This window comes from Halomonas sp. AOP43-A1-21, from assembly GCF_052376775.1.
GTDB lineage: Bacteria > Pseudomonadota > Gammaproteobacteria > Pseudomonadales > Halomonadaceae > Vreelandella > Vreelandella colorata.
The window spans coordinates 24,336-46,970 of sequence record NZ_JBQSWC010000006.1 but is presented as its reverse complement, the minus strand read 5'-3'; the positions used below and the strand labels follow the sequence as shown (position 1 = coordinate 46,970).

The window sequence follows — 22,635 nt, the reverse complement described above, 5'->3', positions numbered from 1 at the left end:
ATGCGCTATAGAAGCCAGGACAAAACCTTGTTAATCGCTCTGCTGACTCTTTTTGCCGCCGGTATTGTAAAAGGCGCTATTGGTTCTGGCGTACCAGTACTCGTAGTTCCGGTGCTAACAATGCTTTATGACGTCAAGCTCGCTATCGCGGTGCTTGTTGCACCTAATTTATTTAGCAATATGCTGCAGGTATGGCAGTACCGGCGTCATTTATTACCTCTTCGCTTTCTGGCAGCTTTTTCAGTAGCTGGCGCTCTAGGAATTATTTTAGGCACGTGGGGGTTAGTAGCTCTTTCTCCGGAAATACTTTCGTTAGGCGTTGCGGGCGCTATCATCCTGTACTTAATTATTAAGCTGACGAGGCGACGTTTAGCCATGCCATATGCGACGGCTTCACGCATTGTCATTCCAGTAGGCTTATTAGGCGGCGTGCTTCAAGGCGCAGCGGGCATGTCGGCCCCTGCCTCCATTACGTTTCTTAATGCAATGCAGCTGGAAAGGCCCGTCTTTATCGGCTCTATTTCAGTCTTTTTTGTCTCAATTACCTGCGTACAAATCCCCGCATTGCTCAGTGCTGGTATATTGACTCCACAACTTTCCCTTTACAGCGTGTTCGCTTTGGCAATTATTCTTATCGGTATGCCTTTGGGAGCCCAACTAGGCAAGCGATTGCCCCATCGCTGGTTCGATAATCTGATTATGCTGCTACTAGCGGGCATTGCGACTAAAATTATTATTGATGCATCACTTGCCTCTTGAGCGCCTAAACCTAAGACACATAAGCAAAAAACAGTAAACGATCTACACTATACGATGTCATGTACGGTACAGAGGCGTTCGTTTAAGGCTTGCACCCTTAATCACAAGCCTTCGGGCTAGCTGATGCATGTCCCGATATCTACCAAGGAAAGGAAAAAGTTATGACGATGATTGATCAATTACGTGATGGCAAGACAAAAGCATTCGCCAAACACTGCTTTGAAAGTGGTTCCGTTGAAAAACTCCGCGCTGCAGCCGAGGGTAGCGCAGATCAAGCAGAAATGGAGCATTGGGGCATTACGGAGGGTCAGTGGGAAGAAGCCGTTGCTGCGGCACTGGCGGACCATGAAGCGGCAGAGTAAATCTGCACTTTGCTAGGCTTTGCATTTAAAACCGTCCGCTTTACGCGCTGACGGTTTTTTTAATTATGCTTTTTTCTTAAATTATTAATAAGTATTAAAACAGCATTTTTATAAGCGTTACCTAGCAAATCGGTGCAACCAAAGTTTGCTCATAAAGTCATAGAACCAGAGAATAATGCAGATCAAGGAGAAAGATAATGTCCATTATGATTGACGACATTTTAATGCTGCCAAAGACGGACTTTGATAAAGAACTTTCGGTAGGCGATGAATGTGAAAATTATGGCCTAAAGGATAAACGCGATGAGTACAACCAGGTTTCACGAGACGTTACCCTTAAAGTAGTCGCTGTCCATGACGATGATTACGAAGTCAAAGTTATCGATATATTGACCGAATAAACCGCGACAAGCACTGATGAGCTACATCAGTAGCGTAATCAGTGCTTTCTCTTAGCCCTCTACTCTTCTACTGTGACTTTTCGCAGGTCATCTACGCTAACCCCTTCCGGCAATTCAGATGCATCGGTGGGCAGCCATACAGGCGATAGATCGCTATCCTCACGCCCATTCTTGTGAGTATGGCCGGGTATACGATAAACCACCTGGCCTCGACGATCATCCCAGGCAAAAATGCGGTCCATATCGCGTTCCTCCATTCAGCTACATTTTAATGTGGGAGTTGAGTAATGCGGCATTATCATTACTCATTATATTTAGTCGAGCACTAGCGCAGACGCATCTTCTACGCTCAAAACAGCAGATATTATATACCGGGTATAGTGTATCGGGCTGACCGTCAGCGAGTTTAGCGCCGACTTTGCTCTTACAGCAGCAAGGGCAGGAATGCATAACGGCCACGCACAATGACAGTGTAGTCGAGGCGATTTTGAAGGCATAAAAAAACGCCGCTCGGTGTAACCCGTAAGCGGCGTTTTTTACTTAATTGGTCGGAGTGACAGGATTCGAACCTGCGACCTTTGCAACCCCATTGCAACGCGCTACCAAGCTGCGCCACACTCCGATGTCTCGTTGGCATTTGCCTTAAGACGGTGCGTATACTAGCGTTTTACGAGGCAAATGAAAAGCTCTTTTTGCGCTTTCTTTTCAAGTATTTGCCATGACAACGAGTTGCCTTTGTCAACCGAGGGCTTATCACTGACTGGCATCGAGCAGCAGCCGTTCCATCGCCTGGTATACAGCTGGCGCAGCTACCAACAACTCCTTGGGGTATAAATCGGCAGGCACGCCTTCAGGAATTGCTGCGAGATGCCCAACAGTAGCGCCAGCCTCACGCGCAATCACCCAGCCGGCGACAAAATCCCAGGGTGAAACCGTTTCGTAATAAGCGCCTAGACGACCACAAGCGACATCGCATAAATCAAGTGCGGCGGCACCGTTACGTCGGACGTCACGACACTTGGCCAAGACAGCCCCCAATCGAGGCATCAAAGCTAGCCGGGCCTCTTTCTGATAAGGAAAACCGGTACCCACTAGTGTCTCAGCTAATAAACTTACCTTGCCCGCCTGGATAGGCTGCTGGTTGCAAAAAGCACCTAGCCCTTCTGCCGCGCTAAATGTTTCATTCAAGAAAGGCGCATGCACCACTCCCACTTTGCCAACGCCCTCTTCCATCCAACCAATAGACACGGCAACATGCTTTAAACCCTGGGCAAAATTGACCGTTCCATCGATAGGGTCAACGACCCAGAGCTTTGCAACGTTGGCATCTAGCGCACGCTCTGGCGCCAACTCTTCGCTCAGTAGCGCCTCGCCAGGGAAGTAACCATTCAAGCGCTGACGTATGAGCTGATCGACGGCTACGTCAACATCGGTGACCAATTCTTCGTCAGCCTTTAAGCGTTGCGAGAACGACTGTTCTGCGCGAGCCTTACGAATGAGTTCCCCCGCTTCTTGAGCGATTGAAATCGTTAGCGCTAAACGTTCTTCCAATGTATGCATGCTCTTCTGTCCTTTAAACACATGGCTAAAATTTCAGAGCATAGTCACACACTATGACTTTTTAAGTCACGCCCCGCAGTAAGAGCGTAAATATTAACGAAGTGCGTCCACCAGTATATCAACCACTATCCGCGTTGCTGCCTCGATCAATACCACATCGTGGCCGACATACTCCCACTCATAGCCGGGGTAGCTGGGTAATTGAGTGGCGATTGACCTATCAAAACGCTTAGCGATGCCCGGAGGCAAAGGCTTGCCCCGTTCAAGCTGGCGCTGAATGCCCGGCGGCAATGAATCTGTTGCCGGTGCATTGAACTCACGCAATAGACGTATCAGCTCGCGCTCGTTCACACGTGGTAAATCAACATACTGATCGTTGCGCTCATTACGTGATGGGCGAGCGTCTTTATGATGTCGCTGTTCGTGGTGCCCATTGTTATCACGTGCACCATGTGCCGGAGCATGGGCAGGCTGCGCAAAAGCGGTATTTACGCCAAGAAGCAACCCTAAAATACTCAATAAGACCATATAGTTAGCATGTTTCATCGTAAGCTCCCAGCCTGACACAGAAGCCTACAGTGTAGAGAGGAAATACGCAGACAGTGTGGAAATAAAATGACTTATCTAGGTAAATCCGTCAGTTATGACCTGATTAATATCAAGAATTTTCAGGCATAATATTGCCAGCTTGAATCTTGATACTGCCAGCACTCTCACCACGGTAGGTTCTAATATCGTCTACGTCATCGGTTGGCTCTCTGCTTATAAAAGCCGCAGCTAAATCTTTCTTGCTAACTGTCGATGCATCAATGACACAGGAATTAAAATCAAAATCATTATAAATTTCCGCATCAACCTCTGCTGTCTGCGAGAGGGCATAATCAGTCAATATTACATTGCGAAAGGAAGCCAACTCGCCTTCACAGGCTGTTAATGAAGCTTTATCAAGATAATTGCCATATTGCGGCACCGCCACCATCATTAAAATACCGATAATGGCAATTACGACCATTAGCTCTATAAGAGTAAAACCACATTGAGAACTCACGTCGCTGATATTCTTAGCATATTTTTTCATCCCGCCCCCCCCTTGAATTACGTAGAAAAAATTCCCTCTACAACTCTCACCATAGGCGCTGCGCTCTAATAAGCTTTCTACTACGCCTCCCAAACAATAAAGCAAACCAAATAATAATTAACCAATATTTTAATAAAAATATTGTTTTTGATGTTCTACCATAGGAACATGGTTATTAGTTATACTTTATATAATCAATAAATATACTAATATCAGCACCTTATAAAATTACTTTCTTGAGCTAACAATGAATTCAGGACTGGCTAGTCGTTTAATCAAAAATAAGCTTTTAAGCTATGATCAGGCAGAAAAAGCGGGCATAGCCTCCCAAGCATCGGGCATATCGTTATTACAATATGTCGTTGAGCAAAAGCTAGTCGGCTCGATTACTGCAGCCACAGCGGCGGCTTACGAATACGGTTTGCCGATTATCGATTTAGACGCTGTACAGCTGCAGGCACTACCTGAAGCCTCTATATTTCCTTCTCGCCTGTTAAAATCATTAAAAGTGCTCCCGCTAGCACTTCAGAAACGGCAATTAATCGTGGCTGTTTTTTGCCCATCGGTGCTATGCCAACTTGACGAGTTAAGATTTGCATTGGATGTCATCTGTATTGAGGGCATTCTTGCGCCCCTCGACCAATTAGAAGCTGTACTAGATAGCTACCTTAATCATCATCGCTACGCTGCATTAAAGAGCACAAATGATGAGGTGAGCCACCCCTCTTCTATTGACGTTCAAGAAAGCGCTACGCTTGATGATGCAACACTGAATGTCGATGATGGCCCTGTCGTTGAACTGGTTAATAAGGTGATCCTGGACGCTATTGATCGAGGCGCCTCGGATATTCATTTCGAGCCCTATGAACAACTTTTTCGAATCCGATTTCGTATTGACGGTGTGCTTATTGAAGTCGCCCAGCCACCCAAAGCAATGCGCCATCAGATAGCCGCCCGCTTAAAAATTATGGCTCGTCTCGATATTTCCGAGCGGCGCCTCCCTCAAGACGGCGCCATTAAACTGGCACTGTCAGACGCTCGGTCATTGGAGCTGCGCATCAATTCTCTCCCTACAGTGTATGGTGAGAAAATTGTGCTTCGCTTACTCGATCCTGCGGCCGTGCAATTGGGAATTGACCAGTTGGGTTTTACCGACGATCAGCGAGCGCTGTATGAACAGGCGCTAAAGCAACCGCAAGGCATGATTTTGGTAACCGGTCCTACGGGGAGCGGTAAAACGGTCTCGCTGTATACGGGCATTACGCTACTTAATAAAGTAGAACGCAATATTTGTACTGCTGAAGATCCTGTTGAAATCAAGGTGCCGGGCATTAATCAGGTCAATGTTCTGCCTAAAATCGGCCTGGATTTTGCCCATGCATTACGGGCTTTTCTTCGCCAAGATCCTGACGTGGTTATGGTGGGTGAAATACGCGATTTGGAAACCGCGGAAATAGCGGTAAAAGCAGCGCAGACGGGGCACCTGGTACTTTCAACGCTACATACTAACTCTGCGGCACAGACACTGACTCGCTTATCCAACATGGGTGTTTCAGCGTTTAATATCGCAAGCTCTGTTAGCCTTATTATTGCTCAGCGCCTTGCCCGCAAACTGTGTAACCACTGCAAAGAACCTGCTGACATTCCTATCGAAGCGCTGTACAGCGAAGGCTTTATGAACGCTGATATTCAACACGCTACCTTCTATCACGCTGTTGGCTGTAAGAAATGTACACAAGGCTATAAGGGAAGAATCGGTGTTTATGAAGTCGTGCCCGTCTCAGAAGCCGTCCGGCAACTGATTATGCAAAATGCACCGGCTATTGATATTGATCAGCAAGCTAAAAAGGAAGGATACCCAGGGCTTCGTCAGAGTGGTTTCCATTACGTTACCCAAGGCGTTACCAGTCTTGAGGAAATCAACCGGATCAGTAAGGAGTAACGCATGGCCCGGCATACCGCTAAACACAAGGCGCATTCTCCTCGACTGTATCGCTGGAAGTGGACAGGCCTTGGACCTCAAGCACGCTTATTGAGTGGAGAAACCATTGCCCATAACAAAGCGGAGGTTATCGCTACACTAACCAAACAAAATATTAATGTTCGCCGTATCCATAAACAAAATGGCCTGCGTAGCCATGGCCGAATAAAACCTTATGACATCATGATTTTTTCACGCCAAATGGCAACCATGATTCAAGCAGGCATCCCGCTTCTGCAAGCTTTTCGAGTAGTCGCGGAAAGTCTTAAAAAACCAGCCCTGGTCGCCACGGTTCACAAGCTATCCAATGATGTAGCCTCAGGAACAAGTTTTTCGGATTCCTTACGACGCCATCCGCAACACTTTGATCGCTTATTCATCAATATGGTGAATGCAGGCGAGCAGTCAGGTACCCTCGCTAAAATGCTTGAGCGCAACGCTCTTTATAAAGAAAAGGTTGAATCACTCAAAGGCCGTGTAAAAAAAGCCCTCTGGTACCCCGCTATCGTGATGCTCACAGGTATCGTTATTACGCTGCTATTACTGATTAAAGTAGTGCCCCAGTTTGAAAGCATGTTTCAAAGCTTCGGTGCTGAACTGCCGGCGATTACCCAATTCACCGTTAATCTATCGGTGGCTGCTCAAGAGTACTGGCTACCCATGACAGCGCTACTATTAGCCGCTGTGCTCGTACTCAGATGGTTAACACGGCGGTCCCCAACGCTTGTCTTTCACCTACACCGTTTACTCTTACGCCTACCTATTATCGGTAGCATCATCGATAAAGCCGCCGTCGCCCGCTTTTCTCGCACACTGGCGACAACCTTCGCCTCTGGAATTCCCTTAGTGGAGGGACTGGAAACAGCTGCGGGCGCAACAGGTAATAAAGTGTATGAACAGGCAGTACACCAGGCCCAATCAGATGTAGCCACAGGTCAACAGCTGCATTTTTCAATGCGAATGACCAATTGCTTCCCCGCCTTAGCGATTCAGATGGTAAGTATTGGGGAAGAGGCTGGCGCGCTGGACACCATGCTTCTGCGCGTAGCCGATTACTATGAAGAGCAGGTCGACAACCATGTCGACGCGCTAACCTCTCTAATCGAGCCTTTTATTATCGTTGTGCTGGGAGCTCTAGTCGGAGGTATCGTGGTTGCAATGTATTTACCGATATTTGAACTGGGCAGTATTCTGTAGGCCTATTAAGGAGCGTTATGAGTTCGTCGGCATTGGGTATTGGTGTAGCAGTCTTTGTATTAGGACTTTGCCTGGGCAGTTTTTTAAATGTGGTGATTACCCGCCTTCCCGTCATGCTGATGCATCACTGGCGCCATGAAGCACGCACGGCACTTGAGCTGCCTATTGAGCACTCCTCGCGCTTTAATCTGGCAACACCTGGTTCGCTATGCCCGCGCTGTGAACAACCCATTGCCTGGCACGATAACCTTCCTCTGATTGGCTGGATCAAACGGCGTGGACGTTGTGCAAACTGCCAAACCACTATCAGCCCGCAATATCCTCTTATTGAGCTGATGGGGGGTCTGCTTGCCTTGGCCGTTACGTTACTCCATGGACTTAGCATTTCGAGCCTGTTTATTTATGCCGCGTGCATGACACTTTTAGCACTCGCGGTTATCGATTTTCGCACGTATCTTCTGCCCGATGTGCTGACACTGCCACTACTCTGGGCCGGCTTGTTATATCAACTAGTTTTTCAGCCCTTCTTACTGACTAATGCAGTCGTAGGCGCCATGGCGGGCTACCTGATACTTTGGAGTTTTTTTTGGACGTTTAAACTGCTTACGGGCAAAGAAGGCATGGGTTATGGGGATTTCAAGCTTCTGGCTGCTTTGGGTGCTTGGCTCGGGTGGACATTTTTACCGTTACTGTTATTACTCTCAGCGGGCCTTGGGGCAATTGTCGGCATTATTGCGCAAGCAAGTTTTCCACGCCTACGTGGTGCTCCTCTTCCCTTTGGCCCCTTCCTGGCGATTGCGGGATGGGTATGTTTATTAGTAGGTAACGATCTAATGGCTGTCTATCTCTCTTATCCCTAAGGCCTCAACACTGCTCCACTTCCTGGCCTTTCAATCATTGTTTATGGTCAGGATATCAATCGGAAGGTACCGACTTTCCACTCAAAAGCGCGTAAAATGAAACCTCAAAGAACGTATTGAAGGGCGGCTATGATTATTGGCTTAACCGGGGGTATTGGTTCAGGAAAATCAACGGTTGCACGCGCATTTGAATCGTTAGGTATTGGCTGGGTCGATGCCGACGATGTCGCCCGGGAAGTGGTTAAACCAGGCGAACCTGCACTAAGCGCAATCATCAATTACTTTGGTCCGCGTGTTGCCAAAACAGATGGCACGCTTGATAGAGCGATGTTGCGCTCGCTGATTTTCGAAGACCCATCTAAACGTCAGTGGCTTGAAGCGGTAACACATCCTCGAATCAGAGAGCGCCTGATCGAACACCTGACACATCTATCTGGTCACTCGCCTTACGTTTTACTCGTCTCACCGCTACTGTTTGAATCTGGCCAAGATGCTTTAGTTGCCCGTTCAATCGTGGTGGATGTACCGCCCGACATGCAGCTTTCACGCACGCTCGCCCGCGATGGGGTAAGCGCTAAGCAAGTTCACGCAATTCTTGCCGCTCAGCTTCCCCGTGAAGAGCGCTTAGCGAAAGCCGACGACGTGATTGATAACAGTGGTAACCATGCCCACTTGATGGAACAAGTCGAGCGCTTGGACAGAGCCTACCGTAACGGCTGACTTAATTTTTTAATTTTAGGATTTTTTTGTTATGTCTCATTCCGCCAATGATGCCCCGCTTGAAGTTAACTGCCCACAATGCGGCAAAGCGGTTGCATGGTCACCTGAAAGCACCTATCGACCGTTTTGCAGCAAACGCTGTCAATTAATTGATTTTGGCGCGTGGGCAGAAGAATCTCACCGAATCGCAGGCGAGTCCGCCATGGACGAAGCTGATCTAGACACCCTGTTGGCACAAGCTGATAAAGATGCGCCTCTTTCTTAACGGATTGTTGATCAGGTGAGGTAAATATTGGCCATGCTGGAACCCGACGTAACCGCTTATCGCTTATTGCATGAGCTTGATGATCGATTTGACCATCTGGTTGGCACTATTGAGGTGGCCCTGGTCCTGTACGAACGGCAGCGCCCGGCTACGTGGGTCCTGCATCAGCCCACCGTTGATTCCGACTGGCTGCGCCACGCGCTGCTGGATATGTGGCATCAGGAAGGCCAGGACGGGCGGGAAACACGTAATTACGTAGGGGTAATTGCCGCTGACGAACCGCTTATCGAAGCAGTAGACGCAATTAACCATGCTAAAACAGCGATTAGCGAATTAATTCAAAAAATAAAAGCGCTCTCTCCAAAAGCGTTTGGAGAAATTAAACACCGCCTACCGCAACGACACCCTCACGTAGACAATGTACTGCGGCGCAGTGGCTTTGCCAGGCTGCATCTTAAACAGTGCTGGCGACATCTACCTATCGCTGAGGCGCCCGTCTCACGCATACGGCTTGCCTGGTATAGCAGTGGCCGCTCTATCAAGCGGCTGAGTGTCCAAGAGGCGGAACGAAAATTAATGCTGCTGGATACCGAAGCGCCACACGTACGTATCCAGTTACGCAAGCTGGCCGCCCTGCCTAGCAATGAAATATTGGCTCAGGTGCAAGCACAAGCGCCTTTGATGCGAGCCAACCTCTTTTTTACTGAACCGTTGCTTGATGGGCATTCGCGACGGGCTCTTAATATTGCCATGCCCCTGTTTGTTCCCGCCCCTGATAAGCGCCTACCTCAAGTTAACTCGCCCTCTTTACAACCGCCCTTAGAGCGAACGCGGGCTAAAAGACGCGATGAGAAGATTGAGCACGACGCGTACCTACCTAGCTTACGTATTTATCGCTACCGTCAGTAAGGCCTGCGAACGGTTAGCGATAAACCATCAACAGACGTACACAAGCCCTTAAGGCGTAGAAATGGCGGGAGCTTCGTCTTGAGGCCAGAGGTCATATTCTAACAATGTTGAAATCAATTCATTTAATACTTGGTCAGACTGATCATATTCGCTCATTAGCGCTTTCAGCTGCTGCTCGAACAAACGATCTCTTACCTGCTGCTGTTCGACTGCATCGTCTTTTTCTAACGCGGCTAAGGAGCGTACGGGAGGCCCTGTTGGAATGTCAAAACCACTATTAGGATCTTCCAGCTGACGTAATGCCTGAGCAAATGCATCATCCAACTCACGAAACTTACGCAGCTTGTCACGCTCATCCAACTGTTTTGGAGCTTTGTGATATTTCATTGATGTTTCATTTACACCTTACTTGAAATGGTCGAAGCACCTGGTAGACAGGCATTTTCCACAAGTGTGTTCAATTGCGTAAAGTTAACCTAAAAATGACTATTTGCCTGATGGAATGTAACTAAAAAGCCATCATAACGCACAGCCCTATCAATGCGGATCTGTTGATGCAGGGTGAGGCAATTGCACATAACCTAGCAAAGAAAGGGAGAATGCCTGCCCCTGCAACACATGAGTATATATAGGCAATGATATACCCACTTGCCAGCAATACTATAGTTCATCAGATGTTCAATAAAGGCTAACAAGGCTGAAAACAATTCATACCGGTAGCACAAGCGCTCAGAAAATACATGGCCAACCCATGTGACGCATGATCATGCGACCTAAAAATCTGAGCTGTAAATACGCTTAGTAAAACGCCCTACAGCAGCAACTTTGCAAATTGTCTAACGTCGCCGACGGAGCGTCGACTCGCTCAACACAGAACCTAGTTTACTATTAAACTACTCTCAATTCTTCTTTAGCGGTGGCAATCAAGGTAAGTAGGCTATGGCAAACGTGACACAGCACCTGAGGCACCTGTACGTAGCTTCTGGCCCGTCAGCTCAATGTGCGGCGATAGGTCACGCCTTCTGCAGAGAGCTAAGCAACCCCAATCCCTTTTTATAGAGTTACTAATTAATAAAAGCAAATACGCTAAGTGTCTATTCAATGCCATCTTACCTACGATACGCCATAGGAGTATACCTTGAAAATCCCCACGATGGTTATCGTCTAGCGGTGCCGATCAAATAATGCAGAGGCGACATTTCCAATGTTTCCTCGATCAATTAACACAAAAAATAGACCGAAATTTTTCAGAGAAGCACTGTCGCTTCACAGCATGCCCTTCTCGCTAGATTAAGAATTCCGCTGCTATGCTAGCCGCTATCAACTAAGGATGGATCTTCAGGCTACTATTTTAGAGATTTAAACAACGATAAAAATGAAAACGGCATTTCCTAGTAGAAATGCCGATCATTACTATTTAGTCTTCCATGCTTTCCAGCCATGACTCTACGGCTTCGTCACCGTATTCGTCTTTCCAGCTACGCAAACCTTTATGGTTACCACCTCGGGTTTCAATTACTTCACCCGTTTTTGGATTTTTGTAAATTTTAAGACGGCGCTTACGGCGATTCGCATTATTACCTGCCGACGCTTTCGTACCACGCTGATCATTTGCAGGATCTAGCAGTGCAATAACATCTGCGGGACGTTTACCAAATTCGTTCATCAGCGCTTCAAGCTTAGCTTTGAATTCCAACTCGCTTTTTAAACGCTGATCGCCTTCAAGACGTTGCAAGTCTTCTTGAAGCTGCTTAAGTTGCTGCTCTTTTTGAATATATTCATTTAGAAGTGACATGGGGGAGTCCTTATACTTCAGGTTTATCTACTAGATACTGAATTGACCTGCACAATATCCATTAGTTCAGAATGCGCGCTCATTATTACTTTAAAACTACACTTTGACAATAGTCTAGACGGTTTTCATTCGACTACTAATATTTTTTTAAGTGTTTAATGTAATTTTATAAACGTTTAAATACGTCATTAGCGTCAATCTAATAAAACAACACTATTAGAAAACCATAAATTCACATACAAAAAAAAGCGCCGCCCATAGGGCGGCGCTTCTTAGAACCAGCGACTAAATAGCTTAGTCTTGGCCCATCTGCTGTTTGATAAGGTCACCGATAGTGGTCGGACCACCAGCTTCGGGTTCTTGATCACGCAGCTTTTTCAGGTTCTGACGGGTATCATCCTGCTCTTTCGCTTTGATCGACAGATTAATCTGACGGCTCTTGCGATCGACATTAATGATACGCGCTTCAACGCTGTCGCCTTCGTTCAGCACATTACGCGCGTCTTCAATACGGTCAGCACTGATTTCAGAGGCTTTGAGGATGGCAATAACGTCGGTTGCCAGCTCAACGTGTGCTTCTTTAGCGTCTACTTCAACAATACGGCCAGTCACAATGCTGCCCTTATCGTTAACAGACAGGTATTCAGCAACAGGATCGGAATCCATTTGCTTGATACCTAAAGAAATGCGCTCACGCTCAGGATCGATAGACAGAATAACGGCTTCGGCTTCATCGCCTTTCTTGAAGTTACGAACCGCTTCTTCACCAGTCTCTGTCCAGGAAATATCGGATAGGTGAACCAGACCATCGATACCGCCTTCAAGGCCGATAAAGATACCGAAGTCAGTGATTGACTTGATGGTACCTGAAACACGGTCGCCCTTGTTGTATTCAGCGTTAAACGTTTCCCACGGATTAGCAGTACACTGCTTGATACCCAGAGAAATACGACGACGCTCTTCATCGATATCCAACACCATGACGTCAACATCGTCGCCCACTTGGACAACTTTAGACGGATGGATGTTTTTGTTGGTCCAATCCATTTCAGAAACGTGAACCAGACCTTCAACGCCCTCTTCCAGCTCAGCAAAGCAGCCGTAATCGGTCAGATTAGTGACCACAGCATGTACTTTGGTGCCTTCCGGGTAACGCTGCTTAATGTTGACCCACGGATCTTCGCCCAATTGCTTCAGACCCAATGAAACGCGGTTGCGCTCACGGTCAAACTTCAGCACTTTAACGTTGATTTCGTCGCCAACAGCAACGATTTCAGACGGGTGCTTGATGCGCTTCCACGCCATATCGGTGATATGCAGCAGGCCGTCAACACCACCCAGATCTACGAACGCGCCGTAGTCTGTCAGGTTCTTAACGATACCTTTGATCTGCTGGCCTTCCTGAAGCGTTGCCAGCAGCGCTTCGCGCTCGGCACTGTTTTCAGCTTCAAGAACGGCACGACGAGAAACAACAACGTTATTGCGCTTCGGATCAAGCTTGATGACTTTAAAGTCCAGCTCTTTATTTTCCAAATGCGCAGTATCGCGAACCGGACGTACGTCGACCAAAGAACCCGGCAGGAAGGCACGGATAGAGTCGACGTCGACAGTGAAGCCGCCTTTGACTTTACCGTTGATCACGCCTTTGATGATTTCGTCTTTCTCGAAGGCGGCTTCCAGAATCTTCCAAGCTTCTGCGCGCTTGGCTTTTTCACGGGACAGACGTGTTTCACCGAAGCCATCTTCTACGGCTTCCAGTGCAACGTGAACGTCGTCACCGATAGCGATGTTTAACTCGCCATTTTCATCGCGGAATTGTGCCGCCGGGATCTGGCCTTCAGATTTAAGACCAGCATTGACGGTAACCCAGTCGCCATCGATGTCGACAACTTGAGCCGCGACGATAGCGCCTGGCTCCATGTTAATGTCGTTAAGGGACTGTTCAAACAGTTCAGCAAAGCTTTCGCTCATGGTTTTCCTACGTGATCAACGTTGTTGAGGCATAAATGCCTTCTCCGTACCACCAGCGAGTACGGGCCTAATGTCACTCTGCTTTTGGAGGTGTTAGCGCTGGTTAGACCTGACCGGGCTCACTGATATGAACGATCATATGAACTGCCGCCCTGCCACGTCGTGACACCTTTCCAAAAACGCCGCAAGGGAGAATCAGGTGTCGGATGCCAACCCTTTCAGGGCAAGCAATTCCGTCAGCCGTTCAACCACTTCCGGTATGCTCAGGCGCGTGGTATCAAGCGTAATGGCATCATCTGCCGGCTTGAGAGGTGCCACGCTGCGCTGCGTGTCGCGTGCATCGCGTGCCTGAATCTCCTTCAAAAGACTCGAAAGACTAGCATTCATGCCCGCTTCCTGCAACTGAAGATGGCGTCGACGCGCACGTTCTTCAGCACTAGCGGTTAAAAATATCTTTAATGGCGCATCCGTGAATACCACGGTTCCCATATCACGGCCATCGGCCACGAGCCCTGGCGCCTTCTGAAAATCCCTCTGTCGTTGAAGCAGAGCCGCACGAACGGCGGGTAGCGCAGCTACCTGAGAAGCCAACTCACCAGTTTGTTCGGTCCGGATCGACTGGCTTACATCATCACCTTCAAGCAGCGTACGGGGCTTACCGCCCTCAATGGGGAAAGCGACATCCAGCGACTCTGCTAATGCGGCAACTGCCTCTTCGTCATCAAGCGCAATACCGTGCTTCACCGCTGCGGTAGCCGTTAGCCTATAAAGCGCCCCGCTATCCAGCAAATGCCAGCCCAAACGTTCGGCAACCAAACTACTAATGGTTCCCTTGCCTGCCCCACCGGGTCCATCAATGGCCAGAACAGGGATACGCTTAGTCATGCTGCCCCTCCACGTTAACCCTCATGCCAATTTTATTAGCCAGTTCAACGAAGCTGGGGAATGACGTTGCCACATTGGCGCAGTCATCAATGATAATGTCGTCACTAGCCCGCAGTGAAGCAATCGTAAACGCCATGGCGATACGATGATCACCCAGGCTATCAATGCGTCCACCGCCGTAGCTTGGCACTTGTGCGTCAGCGTTACCCAGGATATCGATACCATCTTCAACTACCGTATGCTCAACGCCTAAAATTGCCAACCCATCGGCCATGGCCTGAATACGATCAGACTCTTTAACGCGGAGTTCTTCAGCACCACGCAAGCGCGTTGTTCCTTGGGCGTTAGCGGCGGCTATAAATAGCGCAGGGAATTCATCAATCGCAAGCGGCACTTGGTCGACCGGAATATCAATACCCTTAAGCGGCGCATATCGAATGCGAATGTCGGCCACCGGCTCGCCGCCCACTTCAGCTTGGTTAAGAAGCTCAAGATTGGCGCCCATCAGCGTAAGAATATTAATGACGCCAACACGGGTCGGGTTAATGCCTACATGCTCAAGGGTGATATCGGCCCCTGGCGTAATCGCTGCGGCCACCATAAAGAACGTCGCCGATGAAATATCGGAGGGGACGTCAATGGGGCCAGCGCTTAAGGTTCCGCCACCCTGCAACCAGCAGGTGTCACCTTCGCGTGACACTGAATAGCCAAAACCATTAAGCATACGCTCAGTATGATCACGCGTTGGCGCCGGTTCTCGTACGCGCGTTTCACCTTCGGCATAAAGCCCGGCCAACAGTAGGCATGATTTCACTTGGGCGCTAGCCATGGGCATATCGTAGAAAATGCCTTTAAGCGCCGTGCCACCTTTAATTTTTAGTGGCGGACGGCCACCCTCAGCCGTTTCAATAGAAGCCCCCATCAAACGCAACGGGTCAGCCACCCGTGCCATAGGGCGTTTGGTCAACGACTCATCACCAGTAAGCTCACTATCAAATGCCTGCCCAGCTAAAAGCCCCGCGAACAGCCGCATGGCGGTTCCAGAGTTACCAACATAAATTGGTCCGGCCGGTGCTTTAAGGCCCTTTATTCCCACACCGTGAATTGTTACACGCCCCTGGTGTGGACCTTCAATCGCCACGCCCATTTCACGAAAGGCTTGCAGCGTGGCCAGGCTATCTTCACCTTCAAGAAACCCTTTGACCTCAGTCACGCCTTCGGCGAGGGCGCCCAGCATAATGGAGCGGTGCGATATGGATTTATCGCCCGGTACGCGTAAACGGCCTTGAGCCTGGCCGCCTGGCCGTACTCGATAAGTTACCTTACCTTGTGGTTGCATATTATATTCCGCTTGATAGCTGGTTTTATTCAATAACGTATCAAAGTAATGCCGTGCGTGGCTGGCACGATCGAAGGTCGCAATAAGGGCATCGCTATCGCCCTGCTCAATCGCTTGGCGCAGCCGGGCAAGACCTGCTTCAAAATCATCCAGTGACGTCAGCACCGCCTCGCGATTGGCCGTAAAGATATCCCGCCACATCACCGGGTCGCTGCCAGCGATACGCGTAAAGTCGCGAAAACCTCCGGCGGCGTATCGAAATATCTCAAGACGCTCGTCTTGACGGGCAAGCGTATCAACCAATGAAAATGCTAATAGATGGGGTAAATGGCTGGTCCGCGCCAACACCTGATCGTGACGCTCAACGTCCATCTCCAGCACACAGGCACCGCAGGCCTGCCACAACGCGCGCACCCGCATCAAAGCATCTGGATCAACATCCGGCTCAGGGGTCAAAATAACGTTGTGGTGAACATAAAGCGCCGGGTTAGCCGCCGCCACACCGCTCTTTTCTGAGCCTGCTATAGGATGGCCCAACACCATATTGGGCGGCACTCGGCCAAACACACGCGCCGCGCAGTCTCGGATGGTCGCTTTCGTGCTACCTACATCCGTTAATACCACGTTGCTAGCAGCATGTGTGATCAGGTCTGCAAGCGATGCCATCACCGACTCCATTGCCAACACAGGTACCGCGATAACGATCATGCTGGCGCCTGCCACTTGATCAGCAAGCGCCACGCCACCGGTATCGATTAATCCCATATCGATACCGCGGGCAATTTCATCTTCGCTTGGATCACAGGCCGTGATCACACCCTTAAATCCTGAGGCACGCAAGGCCGCCGCCAAGGACCCGCCAATCAAGCCCAAGCCAACGATCAGCAGGCGCTGTTCGTGGCAGGAAGGCATACCATTTACCGGCAATACTGCAGCCGTCACAGCACGCCCTGCGGATAAGAACCCAAGACACGCAGCTCAGAGGCACGCAGTCGGACTTCTTCCAGCACGGCAGCGACTCGAGGCTCATCAGCATGGCCTTTAAAATCGATGAAGAATACGTAATTCCAGACACCGCTGCGTGACGGGCGCGTTTCAATACGCGTCAAATCAATTTTATGGCGATGGAAAGGCTCTAGCAGATCATGTAGCGCGCCGGGCAAGTTACGCATGGCCACCACAACCGACGTTTTATCGTCACCCGCCATGGGCACTTGCTGATTGCCGATAATTAAAAACCGGGTCGAATTATCCGGCCGGTCTTCAATTTTATCGGCAATACGCTCAAGACCGTAAAGCTTTGCGGCCATGTCGCCAGCGATTGCCGCGCTGTGCCATTCGGTTTTTACCAGCTTGGCTGCCTCAGCATTAGACGACACCGGTACACGTTCCGCGTGCGGATAATGCGCATCCAACCATTTGCGGCACTGTCCAAAAGACTGGGGATGGGAATAGATACGGGATATCTTATCGCGCCGCGTCGTATCACTAATCAACAGATGATGATGAATACGTAATACGACCTCGCCACAAATATGGATAGAAGAATCCATAAAAGTGTCGAGCGTATGGTTAACTACGCCTTCCGTTGAGTTTTCAACGGGCACAACACCGTAGTTAACCGCGCCGGCTTCCACTTCACGAAAGACTTCATCAATGGCCGCCATGGGCAGACTGATAGCGCTGCCGCCAAAGTGCTTTAAGGCTGCCTGCTGAGTAAACGTACCCTCAGGCCCCAAATAAGCCACTTTGACGGGCTGCTCAAGAGCCAAACACGCCGACATGATTTCGCGAAACAGCCGCGCCATCTCTTCAGAATCAAGAGGCCCCTGGTTTAGCGCCATAATACGCCGCAATACCTGCGCTTCGCGCTCAGGACGGTAAAACACCGCATCTTTGTCTTGAGCAAGCTTAACGTGAGCGACTTTCTGGGCGCAGTCAGCACGCTCACTGATCAGGCGTAGAATATCGCCATCCAGTTGATCAATACGCTGCCGCAGTTCGTCCAAATCGACCGGCGTGTCGGACATAGTTGTTAGCCCCTTCGTTTTTCAAAATCTGCCATAAAAGCCACCAATGCATCGACCGCTTCTTCGGGCACCGCATTGTACAAACTGGCGCGCATTCCTCCCACGCTGCGATGGCCTTTTAAATTTAGCAGTCCAGCCTGATCCGCTTCTTGCAAAAAGGCCTTATCGAGCGCTGAATCGGCTAGCACAAACGGCACGTTCATGCGTGAGCGGTTCTGCTCAGCAATCGGATTGCTATAAAAATCGCTGGCTTCAATGGCGGCATAGAGTTTGTCCGACTTGCGCTGATTGATCGCATCCATAGCCGTTAGACCACCGATATCATTGCGCAACCATTCGAAGACAAGCCCAGCCAAATACCATGCATAGGTTGGCGGTGTATTCACCATGGACCCGGCTTCCGCCAGCATTTGATAATCAAACAACGAAGGAATATCGGGCTTAGCGCGGCCTATTAGATCATCACGCACCACCACCAGTGTTAATCCCGCAGGGCCTATATTCTTTTGTGCTCCGGCGTAGATAACGCCAAACTCCGAGACATCAATTGGCTTGGAAAGAATGTTGGATGACATATCGCACACTAGCGGCACGGATTGACCATCCTTACGTGTCATGTGCGGCGTGTAATCAAACTCCAGACCACCAATCGTTTCATTGGAGGTGTAGTGCAGATAGGCAGCGTCTTTGCTGACCCGCAGTACATCATGCTCAGGCACAGCAACGTGCCCGTTAGGCTCGCTGCTGCCCGCCACATGACACGCATAGCCCAGCCGCTTGGCTTCGTTAAGTGCCTTTTTGCCCCAAATGCCTGTCTGGATAAAGTCAGCACTGCCACCCTGACCCAACAGGTTCATGGGCAGCATGGAAAATTGCAGGCTGGCGCCGCCTTGCAAAAATAGCACTTTATAATTTTCGGGCACACCGAGCAGCTGGCGAAAATCCGCCTCTGCCTTTTCAGCAATAGCGATAAACTCATCGCTGCGGTGGCTCATCTCCATAACGGACAAGCCACGTCCTTGATAGTCCACCAGCTCGCTGCGGGCTCTTTCGAGCACCGCAACAGGCAGGGCCGCTGGCCCTGCACAAAAGTTATAGTGACGTGTCATCAGTCCCAGTGTCCTGTGCGCTTGCGTCCGCGTTGTCTTGCTCGCCCTCTTCAACCAGTGTCTCCAGCTCACTGTCAACAGGCTCATCAACACGCACGGTTTTAACCAGTTTTTCTTCTTTACCCAGACGAATCAGCATGACGCCCTGGGTATTACGCGAAGTGGTAGAAACCTCTTCCACGCGTGTACGCACCAGCGTTCCACGGTCTGTAATCAGCATCATTTCATCGCTGTCATAAACCTGCATGGCGGCTACCAGCGAACCGTTGCGCTCACTGGTTTGCATGGCGATAACACCTTGACCGCCACGCCCACGCAGCGGGAACTCTTCCAGACGCGTACGCTTGCCGTAACCATTTTCACTGGCCGTCAGAATGTAGATCTGACCTTCTACCTGGGTGCTTTCAGTGGCGTTTTCTTCAACACCTTCTGCAACCACATCGGCATCGGCTTCCGCGTCAATCTGCTGGCTTTTGGGGATGATCAGGCTGATCACTTCAGCGCCATCCGCCAGACGCATGCCACGCACACCGCGAGCGGTACGGCCCATTGCGCGCGCCTTGCCTTCTTCAAAACGGATTGCTTTACCATTTGAAGAGAGCAGCATGGCATGGTCAGAGCCTGACGTAATGGCCGCGCCGACCAGACGGTCGCCTTCTTCCAGGTCGATGGCAATCAGACCCACGCTACGCGGACGAGAGAACTGCTCAAGGCTTGTCCGCTTCACGGTGCCATTGGCGGTCGCGAAGAAGATATAGTGCTCCGGATCGTAATCACGTACCGGCAGAATGGCGTTAACCGATTCGCCCTCTTCCAGCGGCAACATATTGACCAGAGGCTTGCCGCGCGAGCCGCGGCTAGCGGACGGCATCTCGTACACTTTCAGCCAATACACTTTACCGCGGTTGGAGAACAGCAGAACGGTATCGTGGGTTGAAGCAACGAGCAGATGTTCAATCACATCCTCGTCCTTCATCGACGTTGCCGACTTGCCGCGTCCACCACGCCGCTGCGCTTGATAATCCGAAAGCGGCTGGGTTTTGGCGTAGCCAGAGCGCGACACGGTAACCACCATGTCTTCTTCAGCAATCAGGTCTTCGATCGATAGATCCAGATGGCTTGCCTGAATTTCAGTGCGGCGATCATTGCCGTATTGATCGCGTACGGCATGCAGTTCTTCGCGAATCACTTCCATCAACCGGTCGGCCGAGGCAAGGATTTCGGTCAGCTCGGCGATTCTTTCCAGAATAGCCAGGTATTCATTGAGCAGCTTCTCGGTCTCAAGGCCAGTTAAGCGATGCAGCCGCAGCTCAAGAATGGCCTGCGCCTGGGCAGGCGATAGGCGATATTCGGTAGCCGAGGGATTAAGGCCAAAGCTTTCATCCAACTCTTCGGGCTTGCATGACGTGGCGCCCGCCCGCTCTAGCATCCCGGTGACCTGGCCAGGCTGCCACGTTTTCGTCAACAGCTTCTCTTTGGCTTCAGCGGCATTGGGCGAGGCTTTAATCATCTCGATGATTTCATCAATATTCGAGATGGCAACCGCCAGGCCTTCCAATATATGCCCGCGCTCACGCGCTTTCTTAAGCTCAAACAGCGTCCGACGCGTCACCACCTCACGGCGGTGACGAATAAACGCTTCCAGCATTTCTTTCAGGTTCAGCGTGCGTGGCTGGCCATTTTCAAGGGCCACCATATTGATACCAAACACGTTTTGAAGCTGTGTCTGGGCAAAGAGATTATTAACGACGACTTCACCCGACTCGCCGCGCTTAATCTCAATAACGACCCGCAAGCCGTCTTTATCAGACTCATCGCGCAGCTCGGCAATGCCTTCGATTTTCTTTTCTTTAACCAGCTCGGCGATTTTTTCAATCAGGCGCGCTTTGTTTACCTGATAAGGCAGCTCGGTAATGATGATGTGATCACGACCCGTCTTATCATGGTGCTCGATCGTGTGGCTGGCACGTACATAGATGCGCCCACGCCCGGTGCGGTAAGCATCTAAAATGCCGGCACGCCCATTGATAATACCTGCGGTCGGGAAATCAGGACCGGGGATGTACTCCATCAGATCGTCCACCGACAGCGTGTAGTCATCGATCAACGCCAAACAGCCGTCGATAACTTCGCGCATGTTATGCGGTGGAATATTGGTCGCCATACCTACCGCAATACCCGATGAGCCGTTAATCAGCAGGTTGGGGACTTTAGTGGGCAATACGGCAGGAATACGTTCGGTACCGTCGTAGTTATCGACCCAATCGACGGTATCTTTTTCAAGATCCGCCAGCAACTCATGTGCCAGGCGCGACATGCGCACTTCGGTATAACGCATGGCGGCGGCGTTATCGCCATCAATCGAACCGAAGTTGCCCTGGCCGTCGACCAGAACGTGACGCATCGAAAAGTGCTGCGCCATCCGTACGATGGTGTCGTAAACCGCACTATCACCATGCGGGTGATATTTACCGATGACATCGCCGACAACACGCGCCGATTTCTTGTACGGTTTATTCCAGTCATTACCCAGTTCATGCATGGCAAACAGCACACGCCGGTGAACAGGTTTCAGACCGTCACGCACATCGGGTAGCGCGCGGCCGATAATGACACTCATCGCATAGTCGAGATACGACTGTTTGAGCTCGTCTTCAATATTGACGGGCAAGATTTCTCTGGCGATGTCACCCATGAAAGTCAGATCCTTTGCACTGCATTGGCACTGCGAGAGTTGAAAGCGCTTAAATACCGCTACTGCTAGACAGCAAGACGGTGCGCAGATACTGCTACATCATACCACTGCATCCGCAGCAAGGGCAGCCGGGTACCGCGCATTGATTGTTATACCGAAAACTGCTCTTTGGTTAGTATCAATCCTTTAAGCGCATGACTCACGCTGCCTTCGATGGTCGCCGCCTTATTGGCCCGCATATCGAGAAGCACAAAGGTGAGGTCGGCTTGGGCAATCAGTACGCCATCGTCTCGATAAATTCGATGATGGCAAATGGCACTTCGCTCGCCCACCTCCACAATACCCGTCAATACGATTAAATCATCGCCATGCCCTGCTGCCGCGCGGTAATCAATATTCAGATTCACCACGACAAATGCACGCCCGGCATCATGAAGCTCGCTAATCAACGCCGGGTGTTCGTCAAAAAATGCCCAGCGGCCCTCCTCCATAAATTCCAGATAGCGGGCGTTGTTGACATGCCCGTAACCATCTAAATGAAAACCGCGAACGCGCAGATGAACGCGAGAGAGCGACTTGGACATAACAACTCCTTTGGTGGTTGTTCAATAAACTTAAAAAGCGACTGATAAGCCATTGACTTAATCAAACACAAGTTTAAAACACATACAATAAGCACCTATACAGTAAGGTGCTGGCAGGAATGCCCCGCTTTCGAC

Annotated in this window: 22 protein-coding genes and 1 tRNA gene; 9 read left to right on the top strand and 14 right to left on the bottom strand. The window is 50.0% G+C overall.

What is annotated here, in order from left to right:
* Positions 1-27: 27 nt before the first annotated feature.
* The 3 genes from ACT3R7_RS05075 (at position 28) to ACT3R7_RS05065 (ending at position 1,522) form a co-directional block, all read left to right on the top strand.
* Positions 28-759, top strand: a complete 732-nt coding sequence (locus tag ACT3R7_RS05075; protein ID WP_417419928.1) for a TSUP family transporter — start codon at positions 28-30, stop codon at positions 757-759.
* A 161-nt stretch (positions 760-920) separates the two neighbouring features.
* Positions 921-1,121 (top strand): hypothetical protein, encoded by a 201-nt coding sequence (locus tag ACT3R7_RS05070; protein WP_018916069.1) that lies wholly within the window; start codon positions 921-923, stop codon positions 1,119-1,121.
* 197 nt (positions 1,122-1,318) lie between these two features.
* A complete protein-coding gene (locus ACT3R7_RS05065; protein ID WP_192538699.1) occupies positions 1,319-1,522 on the top strand; it encodes a hypothetical protein in 204 nt (67 codons plus the stop codon).
* A 59-nt stretch (positions 1,523-1,581) separates the two neighbouring features.
* Here ACT3R7_RS05065 and ACT3R7_RS05060 read toward each other — a convergent pair whose 3' ends face one another.
* From ACT3R7_RS05060 to ACT3R7_RS05040, 5 genes are all read right to left on the bottom strand, one after another.
* Positions 1,582-1,764: a hypothetical protein gene (locus ACT3R7_RS05060; RefSeq protein WP_192538700.1), complete on the bottom strand. Its 183-nt coding sequence runs from the start codon at positions 1,762-1,764 to the stop codon at positions 1,582-1,584.
* A 303-nt stretch (positions 1,765-2,067) separates the two neighbouring features.
* Positions 2,068-2,144 (bottom strand) — tRNA-Pro (locus ACT3R7_RS05055).
* A gap of 131 nt (positions 2,145-2,275) precedes the next feature.
* Positions 2,276-3,082 (bottom strand): inositol monophosphatase family protein, encoded by an 807-nt coding sequence (locus ACT3R7_RS05050; protein ID WP_192538701.1) that lies wholly within the window; start codon positions 3,080-3,082, stop codon positions 2,276-2,278.
* 93 nt (positions 3,083-3,175) lie between these two features.
* Positions 3,176-3,628: an anti-virulence regulator CigR family protein gene (locus ACT3R7_RS05045; RefSeq protein ID WP_417419927.1), complete on the bottom strand. Its 453-nt coding sequence runs from the start codon at positions 3,626-3,628 to the stop codon at positions 3,176-3,178.
* A gap of 112 nt (positions 3,629-3,740) precedes the next feature.
* Positions 3,741-4,160 (bottom strand): type IV pilin protein, encoded by a 420-nt coding sequence (locus ACT3R7_RS05040; RefSeq protein WP_417419926.1) that lies wholly within the window; start codon positions 4,158-4,160, stop codon positions 3,741-3,743.
* Positions 4,161-4,407: 247 nt separating this feature from the next.
* Between ACT3R7_RS05040 and pilB the strand changes: the two genes are divergently transcribed.
* From pilB to ACT3R7_RS05010, 6 genes are all read left to right on the top strand, one after another.
* The gene (gene pilB, locus ACT3R7_RS05035) at positions 4,408-6,102 is read left to right on the top strand and encodes a type IV-A pilus assembly ATPase PilB (protein WP_417419925.1); all 1,695 of its coding nucleotides are present in this window, start codon (positions 4,408-4,410) and stop codon (positions 6,100-6,102) included.
* 3 nt (positions 6,103-6,105) lie between these two features.
* Entirely contained in the window at positions 6,106-7,338 is a 1,233-nt protein-coding gene (locus ACT3R7_RS05030; RefSeq protein ID WP_417419924.1) for a type II secretion system F family protein, read from the top strand.
* A gap of 17 nt (positions 7,339-7,355) precedes the next feature.
* On the top strand, positions 7,356-8,198 hold the full coding sequence (locus ACT3R7_RS05025) for a prepilin peptidase (RefSeq protein WP_192538705.1): 843 nt from the start codon (positions 7,356-7,358) through the stop codon (positions 8,196-8,198).
* Positions 8,199-8,327: 129 nt separating this feature from the next.
* Positions 8,328-8,918 carry a dephospho-CoA kinase gene (coaE, locus tag ACT3R7_RS05020; protein ID WP_192538706.1) on the top strand — a complete coding sequence of 197 codons (591 nt, stop codon included), beginning with the start codon at positions 8,328-8,330 and terminating at the stop codon, positions 8,916-8,918.
* Between the two features lie 31 nt (positions 8,919-8,949).
* Positions 8,950-9,183, top strand: coding sequence for a DNA gyrase inhibitor YacG (yacG, locus tag ACT3R7_RS05015; RefSeq protein WP_018916059.1), 234 nt, complete (start codon positions 8,950-8,952; stop codon positions 9,181-9,183).
* A gap of 33 nt (positions 9,184-9,216) precedes the next feature.
* Entirely contained in the window at positions 9,217-10,092 is an 876-nt protein-coding gene (locus ACT3R7_RS05010) for a DNA replication terminus site-binding protein (protein ID WP_193091395.1), read from the top strand.
* A 48-nt stretch (positions 10,093-10,140) separates the two neighbouring features.
* On the opposite strand, the gene ACT3R7_RS05005 is transcribed toward ACT3R7_RS05010, so the two are convergent.
* The 9 genes from ACT3R7_RS05005 to ACT3R7_RS04965 all read right to left on the bottom strand — a co-directional run bounded on the left by ACT3R7_RS05005 (position 10,141) and on the right by ACT3R7_RS04965 (position 22,500).
* Positions 10,141-10,479, bottom strand: a complete 339-nt coding sequence (locus ACT3R7_RS05005; RefSeq protein ID WP_192538708.1) for a hypothetical protein — start codon at positions 10,477-10,479, stop codon at positions 10,141-10,143.
* A gap of 1,030 nt (positions 10,480-11,509) precedes the next feature.
* Positions 11,510-11,887 carry a histone-like nucleoid-structuring protein, MvaT/MvaU family gene (locus ACT3R7_RS05000; protein WP_192538709.1) on the bottom strand — a complete coding sequence of 126 codons (378 nt, stop codon included), beginning with the start codon at positions 11,885-11,887 and terminating at the stop codon, positions 11,510-11,512.
* A gap of 294 nt (positions 11,888-12,181) precedes the next feature.
* Positions 12,182-13,858 (bottom strand): 30S ribosomal protein S1, encoded by a 1,677-nt coding sequence (gene rpsA / locus ACT3R7_RS04995; RefSeq protein ID WP_192537884.1) that lies wholly within the window; start codon positions 13,856-13,858, stop codon positions 12,182-12,184.
* A gap of 195 nt (positions 13,859-14,053) precedes the next feature.
* Positions 14,054-14,743 carry a (d)CMP kinase gene (gene cmk / locus ACT3R7_RS04990; protein WP_192537885.1) on the bottom strand — a complete coding sequence of 230 codons (690 nt, stop codon included), beginning with the start codon at positions 14,741-14,743 and terminating at the stop codon, positions 14,054-14,056.
* Positions 14,736-16,994, bottom strand: coding sequence for a bifunctional prephenate dehydrogenase/3-phosphoshikimate 1-carboxyvinyltransferase (locus tag ACT3R7_RS04985; protein WP_192537886.1), 2,259 nt, complete (start codon positions 16,992-16,994; stop codon positions 14,736-14,738). Before ACT3R7_RS04985 ends, cmk begins: the two co-directional genes overlap by 8 nt.
* Before the next feature lie 26 nt (positions 16,995-17,020).
* Positions 17,021-18,112 (bottom strand): prephenate dehydratase, encoded by a 1,092-nt coding sequence (gene pheA / locus ACT3R7_RS04980; protein ID WP_018916052.1) that lies wholly within the window; start codon positions 18,110-18,112, stop codon positions 17,021-17,023.
* Between the two features lie 5 nt (positions 18,113-18,117).
* A complete protein-coding gene (serC, locus tag ACT3R7_RS04975; RefSeq protein WP_417419923.1) occupies positions 18,118-19,221 on the bottom strand; it encodes a 3-phosphoserine/phosphohydroxythreonine transaminase in 1,104 nt (367 codons plus the stop codon).
* Positions 19,205-21,916 carry a DNA gyrase subunit A gene (gene gyrA, locus ACT3R7_RS04970; protein WP_417419922.1) on the bottom strand — a complete coding sequence of 904 codons (2,712 nt, stop codon included), beginning with the start codon at positions 21,914-21,916 and terminating at the stop codon, positions 19,205-19,207. Before gyrA ends, serC begins: the two co-directional genes overlap by 17 nt.
* Before the next feature lie 149 nt (positions 21,917-22,065).
* Positions 22,066-22,500, bottom strand: coding sequence for an acyl-CoA thioesterase (locus ACT3R7_RS04965; RefSeq protein ID WP_192537889.1), 435 nt, complete (start codon positions 22,498-22,500; stop codon positions 22,066-22,068).
* Positions 22,501-22,635: the final 135 nt, after the last annotated feature.

What these genes read in the sequence shown, in the direction of transcription:
- cmk (WP_192537885.1), bottom strand. Translation starts at nt 14,743, where the DNA reads ATGACTAAGCGTATCCCTGTTCTGGCCATTGATGGACCCGGTGGGGCA.
- coaE (WP_192538706.1), top strand. Translation starts at nt 8,328, where the DNA reads ATGATTATTGGCTTAACCGGGGGTATTGGTTCAGGAAAATCAACGGTT.
- ACT3R7_RS05000 (WP_192538709.1), bottom strand. Translation starts at nt 11,887, where the DNA reads ATGTCACTTCTAAATGAATATATTCAAAAAGAGCAGCAACTTAAGCAG.
- ACT3R7_RS05070 (WP_018916069.1), top strand. Translation starts at nt 921, where the DNA reads ATGACGATGATTGATCAATTACGTGATGGCAAGACAAAAGCATTCGCC.
- ACT3R7_RS05050 (WP_192538701.1), bottom strand. Translation starts at nt 3,082, where the DNA reads ATGCATACATTGGAAGAACGTTTAGCGCTAACGATTTCAATCGCTCAA.
- rpsA (WP_192537884.1), bottom strand. Translation starts at nt 13,858, where the DNA reads ATGAGCGAAAGCTTTGCTGAACTGTTTGAACAGTCCCTTAACGACATT.
- ACT3R7_RS05005 (WP_192538708.1), bottom strand. Translation starts at nt 10,479, where the DNA reads ATGAAATATCACAAAGCTCCAAAACAGTTGGATGAGCGTGACAAGCTG.
- ACT3R7_RS05060 (WP_192538700.1), bottom strand. Translation starts at nt 1,764, where the DNA reads ATGGACCGCATTTTTGCCTGGGATGATCGTCGAGGCCAGGTGGTTTAT.
- serC (WP_417419923.1), bottom strand. Translation starts at nt 19,221, where the DNA reads ATGACACGTCACTATAACTTTTGTGCAGGGCCAGCGGCCCTGCCTGTT.
- ACT3R7_RS05030 (WP_417419924.1), top strand. Translation starts at nt 6,106, where the DNA reads ATGGCCCGGCATACCGCTAAACACAAGGCGCATTCTCCTCGACTGTAT.
- ACT3R7_RS05045 (WP_417419927.1), bottom strand. Translation starts at nt 3,628, where the DNA reads ATGAAACATGCTAACTATATGGTCTTATTGAGTATTTTAGGGTTGCTT.
- ACT3R7_RS04985 (WP_192537886.1), bottom strand. Translation starts at nt 16,994, where the DNA reads ATGCCTTCCTGCCACGAACAGCGCCTGCTGATCGTTGGCTTGGGCTTG.
- pheA (WP_018916052.1), bottom strand. Translation starts at nt 18,112, where the DNA reads ATGTCCGACACGCCGGTCGATTTGGACGAACTGCGGCAGCGTATTGAT.
- gyrA (WP_417419922.1), bottom strand. Translation starts at nt 21,916, where the DNA reads ATGGGTGACATCGCCAGAGAAATCTTGCCCGTCAATATTGAAGACGAG.
- pilB (WP_417419925.1), top strand. Translation starts at nt 4,408, where the DNA reads ATGAATTCAGGACTGGCTAGTCGTTTAATCAAAAATAAGCTTTTAAGC.
- ACT3R7_RS05065 (WP_192538699.1), top strand. Translation starts at nt 1,319, where the DNA reads ATGTCCATTATGATTGACGACATTTTAATGCTGCCAAAGACGGACTTT.
- ACT3R7_RS05040 (WP_417419926.1), bottom strand. Translation starts at nt 4,160, where the DNA reads ATGAAAAAATATGCTAAGAATATCAGCGACGTGAGTTCTCAATGTGGT.
- ACT3R7_RS05010 (WP_193091395.1), top strand. Translation starts at nt 9,217, where the DNA reads ATGCTGGAACCCGACGTAACCGCTTATCGCTTATTGCATGAGCTTGAT.
- ACT3R7_RS05025 (WP_192538705.1), top strand. Translation starts at nt 7,356, where the DNA reads ATGAGTTCGTCGGCATTGGGTATTGGTGTAGCAGTCTTTGTATTAGGA.
- yacG (WP_018916059.1), top strand. Translation starts at nt 8,950, where the DNA reads ATGTCTCATTCCGCCAATGATGCCCCGCTTGAAGTTAACTGCCCACAA.
- ACT3R7_RS04965 (WP_192537889.1), bottom strand. Translation starts at nt 22,500, where the DNA reads ATGTCCAAGTCGCTCTCTCGCGTTCATCTGCGCGTTCGCGGTTTTCAT.